Genomic DNA, 11,474 nt, shown 5'->3' with positions numbered 1-11,474 from the left:
CGGCATACTTGAATCCTGATTTTTTAAATGGTATCCAACCCAAAGATCGTTTTGCTGATTTTTTGTTGCTTACACGCCATTTCAGCTTTGCTTTTTTAAATTGCTTTCTTCGGGTAATAAGTTCTTCTGTAATGGCTTGAACAGTTTGACTATGCAGGTTGCATTCCTTAGAAGTACCTTTGGTGTATTCTGCAATATCGTATGCCGATAGAAATTCACCCTTACGCTTGAGATGTTTAAATCCTAAATCATTCACATAATTCCAAACAAAATTCACCTCAAATGCTAATTGGTCTAGTACCTTGCAATGTTTGTCTCTTATACGTAATTTAAGTGTTTTCATCATTAGAATATATTTAGTCTATGAATAATAGTCAAGAAATTAGAACAGGTCGTCACTGTGTTTTTAATATGCACGTTCACTTGGTATTTGTGGCGAAATATCGTAGAGATGTTTTCACCAATGCCATGCTTGAAACGATGCGTGAAGTATTTGAACGTGTCTGCTTAGACTTTGAAGCTGAATTGATAGAATTTGACGGTGAACATGATCATGTACATTTGCTCGTCAATTATCCACCTAAAGTCGCCATTTCTAGTTTAGTGAATAGCTTAAAAGGTGCGTCTAGTCGCATTCTACGAACTAAGCATCCTGAAATTAAGAGCAAATTATGGGGCAATGCCCTGTGGTCTCCAAGTTACTTCGCTGCGTCATGCGGAGGTGCGCCAATCGGAATTATTAAACACTATATTCAGCAACAGCAAACACCGCATTAATGGCTTACGCCAGTCGCTTATATCCTCGGGCTGAACCCCGAAGTTTTACGCTCCAACGGATAAAAATCTGCCCGACTATCGCAGAAGGGCAGATGAGTGTATTTAAATCAACAATTTAAAAATCTGCTTTTAACACGATACGGTAACGGGCCTGACCAGAATGCAGACGTTCAATTGCTGCATTGATTTCTGACATTGGAAATAATTCAATTTGTGGCGCAATATTTTTACGCGCAGCAAATTTCAGTAATTGACGTAAAGCTGCTGGAGAACCTGTCGGTGAACCCGTCACAGATTTGGCACCACCAATTAAAGAACCAGCCGAGATTTGCATTGGCTCCAAAGGTAAACCTAACATATGCACGGTACCATTTGGTGTCAGTGTTGCCAGATAAGCCTGCCAGTCCAAAGTGACATTCACGGTACTGAGCAGTAAATCGAATTTACCACGCAGTTTTTTAATCGCTGCCGGATCACGGCTGTTCACCACATGATCCGCACCCATCGCTTTCAGCTCATCGGTTTTATCCAGATTTGAAGTAAAGGCGGTAATTTCACAACCCCACGCTTTCAACAGCTTGATCGCCATATGTCCCAAACCGCCAATACCAATGACACCGACGTGGTGAATGGCCTGAATCTGATGTTTTAGAATCGGGTCAAATACAGTAATCCCGCCACAGAGCAGGGGGCCAGCACTTTCTGGGTCCAGATCTTCGGGTAAGGGAATTGCCCATTGCCAGCCAGCACGGACTTTATCTGCAAAACCGCCTGCATGACCGACGATGGTTGCAACCTGACCACCGGTACACAGCACTTGCTGGCCTGAAATACAAGGATCGCAATGTTGGCAGCTTTCCGCAGTCCAGCCAATACCGACACGTTGACCTACTTTTAGACCTTTGGCTTCAGAACCCAGTTGTGTAATGGTTCCAATGACTTCATGTCCGGCCACCACAGGATATACTGAAGATCCCCAGTCATTATTGAGTACTGAAATATCAGAATGGCATAGGCCGCAGTATTCAACTTTCACTTCGACCTGATACGGCTGAAGTTCACCTGCATCAAATTGATAAGGTTCCAGAGCAGCACCGGCAGACATTGCGGCATAGGCTTGAATAGTATTAGTGGACATAGATTCAGCTCTTATTTGAATGGGAGGATATTGTTTTAAAGTGACAGTGATTTTCATGGTCATCGACCATGCCAACTGCCTGCATAAAGGCATAACAGATCGTAGGACCGACAAACTTAAAGCCTGCTTTTTTTAAGGCTTTGGACATGTTCTGGCTTTCAATGGTTTGTGCCGGAGCCTGACGATAATCTGCCACATCATTATTCAATCGGGGCCGCTGGGCAAAGGACCACAACCATGTGACCACATCAATTTCTTGAGATTTAAGCTGTTGCCAGGCCCGGGCATTATCACGAATCGCAGTCAGTTTACCGATATGCCGGATTAGACTAGCATCTTGCAGTTTTGCGGTGAGTTGCTCATCTGTAAAAGAAGCAATCGTTTCAATCGAATATTGAAAGAAATGTTTGCGATAAGATTCACGTTTTCTGAGTACAGTAATCCAGGCTAAACCGGCTTGCTGCCCTTCCAGACACAGCATTTCAAATAGGCGTTTTTCATCATGCAGCGCCTGTCCCCATTCCTGATCATGGTAAGCAGTATACAGAGAATCATCAGAGCACCAGCCACAGCGTTGGATCGTCAAGGGATGCTCCTTTTTTAATTATCTTATAATTTAAATGTCGTCCACTGATCTTGCTGATTGTCCCAGTAGGAGAGTTCTGCCTGCTGCAGATCACTGAACTGGATCCACATATCCTTACCACTTTTATCGGCATAACCAGTACTGATCAGAAGCGCCTCTTCGGTAATTTCCATGATCCAGCCCTGATAGGTCTGGCCATTGAGCACGATTTTCTGTTGATTGCCTGATTCAGCAAATTCGACCAGACGGTTGATCAACGCTTCTGACATGTAAACTTCCTAAAATTAACGTAAATATGGATAGGGGTTAACAACACCACGGCCCTTACCACTTAAATAGAGACCATAATGCAGATGTGGCGCGGTATGCCGGGCATTGCCAGTATTACCGACATAACCAATGACATCGCCCTTTTTGACATAGTCACCAACTTTCAGGCCACGCTTATGACCATCCAGATGTGCATAATAATGCCAGGCACCACCTGGACCCAGAATCCAGACTACTTTACCACCCAAATTGTTATTCCGTAAATCCGCGATCAGACCAGGCGTCGCACTGCGAACCTTGGTTCCACGTGGAGCCAGAATATCAATGCCCTCATGCAAACGGCCACTACTACGCGAAGCTCCCCAAGTATCTTTCAATTCACGAGCCTGGACCCGATCTACCGGAATCGGCAGAGAAGAGGGCATACGCATATGATTCAGTTTTTTGACCAGTGCCGGATTAAGTTGAACCGCAGAAGGATGTTTCGGTGCGCTACTACACGCCACCAGAAATAACATCACCAAAGAAAGCCCGACAAACGCAAGAGAATGGCGCAAAATATTTATCCTTAAATGAGGCCAGTATGATTCTTCTTGTTCCAGACTATGTCATAAATTTACGGTAGAAATCAATTTTTTCATGGCGGTTGGAATACCTGCATTGACCGCAGTTTCCGGGTTCATCCAGAAGCCTTGTAACTCAATCGCCAGATGTTCCTGCTGATTTGCATCGACTGCAAAAACCATGGCTTCAAGCTGCCAGGTAAAATGGGTGAAACTGTGGCTGATCTGGATCTTTTGTACGAGATTTTTCAGACCCAGTTGCTGGCACAGTTGTTCAAATGTATGAGTGTCTTCAATAATTGGCAGACACCAAAGCCCGCCCCAAAGACCACTATTAAGACGTTGCTGCCATAGCCATTCATCACCTGACTGGATCAACAGCACTTGAGCTGCTTTGACCGGTACCGGCTTTTTGGCTTTTTTAAAGGGCAATTCATTTTCCAGACCCTGTTGATGTGCCTTGCAATGTTGCTGCATTGGACAATACAGGCATAAAGGCTTTTTCGGAGTACAGACGGTCGCACCGAGATCCATAATCGCCTGGGTATAGTCATGATTCCGTTCAACCGGGCAAAGCTGTTCAGCAAGCTCCCACAAGGCACGTTCATGAACCGGTTTAGACAGATCATCTTCGATCGCAAAAAATCGTGCCAGCACCCGTTTGACATTACCATCCATGATCACGCCGTACTGACGTAAACCCAAAGACATTAAGGCTCCCGCGGTTGAGCGGCCAATGCCGGGCAGGGCGATCCATTCTTCCAGGCTCGTCGGGAAATGCCCCTGCCTTGCTACAATACCGGCTGCCTTATGCAAATTGCGGGCACGAGCATAATAGCCCAGCCCAACCCAATAGGGTGCGACTTCATCCCAAGAAGCTGTACCTAAGTCCTGTACTGTCGGAAAACGTTGAATAAACCGCTCAAAATATTGCAGCACGGTTTTGACCTGAGTCTGCTGTAGCATGATTTCAGAGACCCAGACCTTATAGGGATCATCAGCCACTTGCCACGGCAAATCATGACGGCCATGCACATCAAACCATTCTAAAAGGGCATCTGAAAATACAAACATGAAGATAGAACAAACTGGAAAACGAGGCCTAGTATAACTGAAGAGACCCAGCTAAAAGATGAAAAGTCTGCTAAAACAGCAAGACTGAAAAAGAGTAAAAATGAAAAATGGAAGGGACAAGTGAACACTTCGAAAAGCATTCACTCGGGAAAAAAATTTAAATTCTTATTCTTCAATGCCCCAGCGTGCATCCAGCTTTAATACCTTGCCTTCATAACGTGGGATAATATGAATGTGTAAATGTTCTGATTTTTCCTGAAATACTTCGCCATCATTAAACCCGACATGAAAACCGGAAGGCTGATAGCGTAATTGCAATTCATTACGAGCCTGTTCAAGTAAGGACATCATGCTCTTACGTTCTTTATCTGTGATTTCAAAAAATGACGCCACATGACGTAATGGAGTAACTACATAATGTCCTTTGGACAGGGAGTTGGGTTCATGTAACACGACAGCAAAATCATTTTTAGCCATAATATCGTATTCGTCAAAATTACAGTACGGGCAGTTATTTTCAGTCATGATATTGGCTCCTTTCATTGAATTTATTTTTTTCATGTATGACCCAGCTCGATCATGAGCCGGATGAATTTATCTGTTATTAGGCGAGTTGTCGTGCTAGTAATTCATACATGGCAGCCAAACTTTGTTTCTCTGCTTCAGCATTGTAGCCCAGATCGACACCATTGGCCTTGGCGCGCTCATCCGCCTGCGGGTTACTGAATCCATGCTTGGCATTTTCAAATACAATCACATTATGCTCGACCTTAGCCGCCTGCATTTCTTCTTTAAAGCTGGCGACATTATCCAGGCTCACCATACTGTCCTTTTCACCATGTAGGACCAGAATTTCTGCCTGTACCTGGCCTTCTTGTGCAGGTGCTTTAGGAGATAGGTTGGCATGGAAAGTAGCCACAGCTTTTAAAGGCGCATTTGAGCGAGCCAGATCCAGAGCCACTTTACCGCCGTAACAGAAACCAATTGCCGCCAGTTTCTCCGGATTGACTTCATCCTGTGCCGCCAAAGTATCTAAAGCAGCTTTCGCACGGTTCACGATAGTGTCCGGATCTTCGAAAGTCTGCATCATCCATTGATAGGCCTGATCAGAGCTGGTGGTTACTTTCTTGTCACCATACATATCAATTGCCAGCGCGGCATACCCATGTTCCGCCAGTTCACGGGCACGCTGTTCAGTATAGTCATTGCGGCCCCACCATTCGGGTGCCACGATAACACCGGCTACAGGTGCATCAGTTTCCGGTGCGGCAAAATAACCAATCAAAGTGCTGCCATCCTGCGCAGTATATTGAATTTCGCGGGTCTTGATTGCTGCCATGCTGAAGTCCTCTATTGTTGTTGAATATTTTGATTAAACTATAAAATAGCAAAACTGCTATGAATATACATGAAAAGCTCCAACTAATTCGTTTCTCATCAGTACAAAAAAAGAGAGGCAAATAATTTGCCTCTCTTTTTAACTTTTACAATTAAAGGAATTTTTATTTAATAATTTCCAGTAATTCGATATCAAAAATCAGGGTACTATTTGGTTCAATGATATCTCCCGAACCAATCTGTCCATAGGCCAGATCAGCGGGGATAAAGAAGCGGTATTTAGCACCGACTTTCATGAGCTGTAAGCCTTCTGTCCAGCCAGTAATCACTTGGGTGGTACGGAAATCGACTGGCTGCTGGCGGGCAATCGAACTGTCAAAAACGGTACCATCAATCAGGCGACCTTCATAATGGACACGGACATTACTGTTAGCGCTTGGTGATTTCCCTTTACCTTCTTTCAGCACCAGGTATTGCAGACCAGATTTGGTGGTTTTAATGCCGGGCTTTTTGGCATTTTCCTGCAAGAATGCTTTACCAGCTTTGGCATTTTCTTCAGCTTTCTGTTTAAGCACAATCAATTCTTTGGCATCACTTTGACGTTTATACTGAGTCAGCACTTGGGTCATTTCTTCATCGCTTAAACTGGATTGTTGTCCAGCAGCGGCTGTCTTTAAGCCCTGGCTAAATGCATCTAAATCAAGATCCTTTAAAGTGTCAGCATTACTACGACCCATCAGATAACCAAAGCTGTAGCCAATCTTCTCAGCTTCACTACTTATATTATTGATCTCTTTAGCAAAAAGGCTGCCTGAACTGAGCAGCAAAACCATTAAACTGATTTGTATTTTCATTATCAATTCTCAAAAATAAAGGAGAGCTGATCGCTCTCCCTATTTGTATTATTTTACTTCGATTAATTCCACATCAAAAATCAAAGTGCTATGCGGAGGAATCGTACCAGGGACACCCTGTTCACCATAACCCAGATTTGACGGAATATATAGAGTTGCCTTACCGCCTTCTTTCATCAGCTGCAGACCTTCAGTCCAGCCTGGAATGACTTGATTTAATGGAAACTCAATCGGTTCACCGCGTTCTACTGAACTATCAAATACAGTGCCATCTACCAGTTTACCAGTGTAATGTACTTTCACAATTGAAGAGGCTTTTGGCTGTTTACCTGTACCTTCTTTAGTAACTTGGTACTGCAAGCCGGAAGTGGTTGTTTTAATGCCTGCTTTTTTCGCATTTTCAGTTAAGAAGCTGTCACTGGTTGTTTTTGCTTGCTTCGCATCATTGGCCTGTTTTTGCTGCATTTCTTGTTGAAACTGCTCATAGGCTTGTTTTAATTCTTCTTCGCTATAGGCAGGTTGGCTACGAGCATGACCGGCACGGACACCTGTTACAAAACTGTTAATATCGAGTTCTGGTGGAGTTTGATGAGCAACCTCATAACCCAGTGCATAGCTAATTTTTTCTACGGCAGATGCATTTTTTGAAACTTGGGCTTCGGCTGAAGCTGGGTGTTGAGATGCATAATAAACGGGAACAAGTGCAGCACCGCCTAGAATAACAGCTACAGCAATGGGTAAGGCTTTACTCATGTGAAATTTTTCCTAATTCTATTACATTCAAAAAGTTTTTTAGCATCTTAGCAGACTTCATGAATGACGTGTTTTGTACCACCAGTACATTTTCAAATTAATATATGCCGAAGTCCTTAAAAAAACTATAAGGATTTGAATATATAAACGTTTGTCATACAAAATAAAAAGCCAGAAATCAAGTTCTGGCTTTTTATCGGCTAATAGCTGTCTTTAGTCTGATTCTTTATTGGCTTTATAAGCATAAGCATAAGCATAATTGTAGCCATAACCTGAACCAGCTGTACGTTGAATATCGTTCAAGATAAAGCCATTCACTTTCACGCCAGCTTGTTCGAAGCGGTTGACAGTCAGTTCAAGCTCTTTCATTTGCGTCTTGGCATAACGTGCCACTACCAAATTCACACCCGCATATTGTGAAATAATAATCCCATCGGTGACCGCAAGAACTGGCGGGGTATCAATCAGAATATGGTCAAACTGGCTCGACAAGTGCGTGAGCATCTCTGCAAATTTTTGAGTACTTAACAACTCTGACGGATTAGCAGGGCTTTTGCCGCGACTGATGATGCTTAAATTTTCAACCTCAGTACTGCGTACAATACTGCCTAACTCTTGCTGACCATTCAGGTATTCGGTTAAGCCAGGCTTAAGGTCATAATTAAAGTATTTGTGCATATATCCACGACGTAAGTCAGCATCTACAATCAAAATACGTTTATCACTTTGCGCCAAAATTGTGGCTAAGTTGGTCGAAATAAAAGATTTCCCGACTTCTGGTGCTGGGCCTGAAATCATAATCAGGTTATTTTTTGCAGAACTTAAAGCAAAATGAATGGCAGTACGCATGCTGCGCAGGCTTTCAATGGCAATATCATCACTATTTCTAACAGCCAGAATAGGAATATTCTTTTTCTTCTTTAAAATATTAATGCGGCTTTCTTGTACAGGCGAACGTGGAACCGTTGCATATACCGGAAGATCCAATTCATTTTCAATTTGTGTGGAGTCTTTGATCCCTGAACGCATCATATTACGTAATAATGCCAAGAGTGTACCCAGAAAACCACCCAAGAAAACAGACAAAATTAGAATTAGTAATTTCTTTGGTTTGATTGGCTCAATCGGTTCTACCGCAGTATCGACAATACGCACATTACCAATTTCACCTGCTTTGGCAATCCGCAGTTGTTGGTAAGAGTTAAGCAAGCCCGTATACAGCTGTTGGTTGACTTCTACTTCACGGAACAGTTGTAAATATTGGCGTTGTAATTCTGGCAAGCGTTTGAGTGTGCCGTCTAACTCTGCAATGCGTTTGTTAATTGCCCCCAATTGTGCATTCATTTGCTGCATCACAGGGTGTTCGTTGGTGTACTTGGCGGCAGCTTCAGCCACTTGTTGCTCTAACTGCGCTTTTTGGGTTTCCAAAGTAATACTTTGGGTTAAATACAACTCAGATTCTTTGGTCACATCGACTGTATTAAACTGTTGGCGGAAACGGTTAAATTCACGTTCTGCGACATCTAATTGTTGTTTCAGTTCTGGGAGTTGGTTTTCCAAAAACTTTAAAGTCTGTGCCGTTTCTGCACTACGACGCTCAATATTTTGTTGGCTATACGCTGCTAAAATGGCATTCAGTACTTGGGTAATGTGTTGTTTGTCTGACCCTTGGTAATTCAGCCCCAACACGCCTGTTAACTTACCTCTTTCTGCCACAGAATAGTCTGCGGTTAAGCTTTTCATGGCAGCAGGTAAGCTTTGTTTTTGGATGTTATAGGCAGCGTTAAAGCTGTCCTGACTAAAAATAGCGACTTTCCACACCCCAAATTCAGACTGTAATTGACTAACTTGGTTTAAAGGTGCAGAAAAAACCACCTGTTCGGTTTCTTCATCGGTCAGGCTGTATTTGCCTTGTGCAAATTTTAAAATTAAGTTTTTATCTTGAAAATATTGCGGGATATCGAACTGGCGGATATCAAAACTTTTTTGATTGTCTTTAAACAGCACTGACTGAGATGAATATTCACTGTCATATTCATGCTTGGCAATTAAACGATTCCAGAAACTGTCTTCTGTACCTGAAACGCGAATATTTAAATTCAGATGGTCAATCACGCTGCCCAACACCAAACGTGATTTTAAAATTTCAATTTCAGCTTGTGCAGGCGATTTCTGCTCAATCATATTGGACAGATCACCCAATAACGCTGCAGAGGCCCCTTTGCTGTCTTCGACCTGTACCAAAGCATCTACTGCATAGGTGTCTGGCGTAGTTCTTAAATAAAGTAAAGCGCAGACTATACTGAGTAGAACGCAAAGGGTAATCATTTTCCATTGTGCGATTAAGGAAAAAAACAATTCCTTTAAATCAATGGTATCTTCGGTGTTGGCGGTTTGGCTCATAGTTTAAATATCAAAAAAGTAGAATTTTAAAAAAATAGAATATCAAGAAACTAGATATATTTTTTCCAGTCGGCAATGCAGGTTTGAATTAACTCGCAGGTCTCATCAAATACGGCCTGATCGTGCTGATAGGGGTCGGCTACGTTTTTACTTTGCCAGTGCCCCAATCTAAAGGTTTTGCCTTTGGCAAAGGGCCAGGTTTGTTCCACATGCTTTTGTTGATTTTGGCTCATCACCAAAATCAGGTCGGCTTTTTTAATTAAGTCTGTATTGAGTTTTTTTGCCACGTGTGGACTCATGTCAATGCCGTGACGTTGCATACATAAACGGGCTTTGTCATCGGCTGCATGACCCACCAAGCCTGAAATACCCGCAGATTCAACCTGTAAGTGTGGGTACTGCTGTTTTAAAAAGTATTCTGCCATGGGGCTACGGCAAATATTGCCGATACACACCACCAAAATATGATTAATTTTCATTAGTTCCCCAAACGATCTAGGTTATATAAAGCATTTGAGAATGGAATAATTTGGTTAACCACACGTTGCCAACGGGCCAAGCCTGAAACATCGACATAGACAATATCATTGCTGCGCATTTTGAACTGGTTAGCGAGCCCAAAGTCACCGATACTGGTTAAATCTAAATGGTAAATTTCAGTCATCGGGCTATTTATATAGCTACGCACTACGTAGATTTTACCTCGATTTGCTGAAAGTGAGTTAATACCTAGACTTTCACCGAGGACATCACTGAGGCTCATGCCTTGTTCACGCATTGGTAAAGATTGGTTTTTGCCAGACTCTCCCATCACATAAATTTTTTGGTTTTCACGTGAGTTGACATAAATTGTGTCATTCGGTTTGATGAGTAAGTTGTGTAAAGAATATCCAGCTTTTTCAAGTTCAATACTATTGAGTACATAACTTTGACCATTTCTAACCAAAGTTAAAGATGCATTGTCACCAAATTGACTATTTACTCCGCCCGCCATACCTAACGCAGTATAAATACTTGTTGGTTGGTCGGTTAGATTAAACTGACCACCTTTCATTACGTTACCTTGGACAGAAAAACGTTGGCCTTGGTAGGAAAGTACGCGAACAATCACATCTGGGGTTTTTAAGTAACGAGCAAGTTGGTTTCGTAATTCCTGATTGACTTGTGTTAGTGATTTTCCAGCAGCTTTATACCGGCCAATAATAGGGAATTGGATATAGCCACTTTGATCAATTTGATAGCCGTTTGATTTAATCGCTTCTTGATTGCTTATTGTATTTGTGGGTGGTGTAATTTCAGGATATGCCCATAAATAAATAGATAAAATATCACCCGGATTTAAATGATAACTTTGTTGTTGTTGGTTGAAGAGATGGGCAAAATTTTGCTGATTTACTTGGGCGGGTTGAACAGCTACTAAATTTTCTTGAGTTAGTTTAATAACATTGACTGTCGAGCCTAAATCAGTCTGAAATGTACCTTCTTTAGGAAGGTCATAGGTTTGTAAGCCTGAAGTAATGGCACAACCCGTCATACTTAGACTTAAAGCTAACATACAGCTATAACGATAGTAACTCACTAGAATACAGATCCTATTTATAAAATTTTTGAATCATTAAAATGCGGGTTTAAGTACCCAAATTACTCATTTTAGAATGTCAAGTTTATACTATTCGCCTAGTACAATATAGCTTTAAATTTGCTTTAAATCGTAAGTT

At 42.2% G+C, this 11,474-nt stretch carries 13 protein-coding genes and 1 pseudogene; 1 reads left to right on the top strand and 13 read right to left on the bottom strand.

The window, feature by feature from the left end; all coding sequences use genetic code 11:
• A pseudogene (locus C8322_RS12370) lies at positions 1–343 on the bottom strand (RNA-guided endonuclease TnpB family protein); the annotation flags it as partial.
• Positions 344–363: 20 nt separating this feature from the next.
• On the opposite strand from C8322_RS12370, the gene tnpA reads away from it, so the two are divergent.
• Positions 364–777, top strand: coding sequence for an IS200/IS605 family transposase (gene tnpA / locus C8322_RS12365; RefSeq protein WP_004782114.1), 414 nt, complete (start codon positions 364–366; stop codon positions 775–777).
• A 115-nt stretch (positions 778–892) separates the two neighbouring features.
• Here the strand turns inward: tnpA and ahr are convergent, their stop codons facing one another.
• From ahr to C8322_RS12305, 12 genes are all read right to left on the bottom strand, one after another.
• The gene (gene ahr, locus C8322_RS12360) at positions 893–1,915 is read right to left on the bottom strand and encodes an NADPH-dependent aldehyde reductase Ahr (protein WP_111810711.1); all 1,023 of its coding nucleotides are present in this window, start codon (positions 1,913–1,915) and stop codon (positions 893–895) included.
• A gap of 4 nt (positions 1,916–1,919) precedes the next feature.
• Positions 1,920–2,501 (bottom strand): DNA-3-methyladenine glycosylase I, encoded by a 582-nt coding sequence (locus C8322_RS12355; RefSeq protein ID WP_111810710.1) that lies wholly within the window; start codon positions 2,499–2,501, stop codon positions 1,920–1,922.
• Between the two features lie 23 nt (positions 2,502–2,524).
• On the bottom strand, positions 2,525–2,770 hold the full coding sequence (locus C8322_RS12350) for a hypothetical protein (RefSeq protein WP_004780440.1): 246 nt from the start codon (positions 2,768–2,770) through the stop codon (positions 2,525–2,527).
• Positions 2,771–2,785: 15 nt separating this feature from the next.
• Positions 2,786–3,289 carry a M23 family metallopeptidase gene (locus C8322_RS12345; protein WP_373687756.1) on the bottom strand — a complete coding sequence of 168 codons (504 nt, stop codon included), beginning with the start codon at positions 3,287–3,289 and terminating at the stop codon, positions 2,786–2,788.
• 90 nt (positions 3,290–3,379) lie between these two features.
• Positions 3,380–4,408 carry an A/G-specific adenine glycosylase gene (gene mutY / locus C8322_RS12340; RefSeq protein WP_111810709.1) on the bottom strand — a complete coding sequence of 343 codons (1,029 nt, stop codon included), beginning with the start codon at positions 4,406–4,408 and terminating at the stop codon, positions 3,380–3,382.
• 165 nt (positions 4,409–4,573) lie between these two features.
• A complete protein-coding gene (locus C8322_RS12335; protein WP_111810708.1) occupies positions 4,574–4,933 on the bottom strand; it encodes an HIT family protein in 360 nt (119 codons plus the stop codon).
• Positions 4,934–5,012: 79 nt separating this feature from the next.
• Complete coding sequence (locus C8322_RS12330) at positions 5,013–5,747, bottom strand: dienelactone hydrolase family protein (protein WP_111810707.1); 735 nt, start codon at positions 5,745–5,747, stop codon at positions 5,013–5,015.
• Positions 5,748–5,910: 163 nt separating this feature from the next.
• Positions 5,911–6,600, bottom strand: a complete 690-nt coding sequence (locus C8322_RS12325; RefSeq protein WP_111810706.1) for an FKBP-type peptidyl-prolyl cis-trans isomerase — start codon at positions 6,598–6,600, stop codon at positions 5,911–5,913.
• A gap of 48 nt (positions 6,601–6,648) precedes the next feature.
• Positions 6,649–7,353 (bottom strand): FKBP-type peptidyl-prolyl cis-trans isomerase, encoded by a 705-nt coding sequence (locus C8322_RS12320; protein WP_111810705.1) that lies wholly within the window; start codon positions 7,351–7,353, stop codon positions 6,649–6,651.
• Between the two features lie 213 nt (positions 7,354–7,566).
• Positions 7,567–9,756, bottom strand: coding sequence for a polysaccharide biosynthesis tyrosine autokinase (locus C8322_RS12315; protein ID WP_111810704.1), 2,190 nt, complete (start codon positions 9,754–9,756; stop codon positions 7,567–7,569).
• A gap of 50 nt (positions 9,757–9,806) precedes the next feature.
• Positions 9,807–10,235: a low molecular weight protein-tyrosine-phosphatase gene (locus C8322_RS12310; protein ID WP_111810703.1), complete on the bottom strand. Its 429-nt coding sequence runs from the start codon at positions 10,233–10,235 to the stop codon at positions 9,807–9,809.
• Positions 10,235–11,311, bottom strand: a complete 1,077-nt coding sequence (locus C8322_RS12305; RefSeq protein WP_111810702.1) for a polysaccharide biosynthesis/export family protein — start codon at positions 11,309–11,311, stop codon at positions 10,235–10,237. Before C8322_RS12305 ends, C8322_RS12310 begins: the two co-directional genes overlap by 1 nt.
• Between the last annotated feature and the right edge of the window lie 163 nt (positions 11,312–11,474).

Source organism: Acinetobacter sp. SM1B (assembly GCF_003289665.1).
In the GTDB taxonomy this organism is placed as follows: Bacteria; Pseudomonadota; Gammaproteobacteria; order Pseudomonadales; family Moraxellaceae; genus Acinetobacter; species Acinetobacter schindleri.
This window is presented reverse-complemented; position numbering and strand designations above follow the sequence as displayed.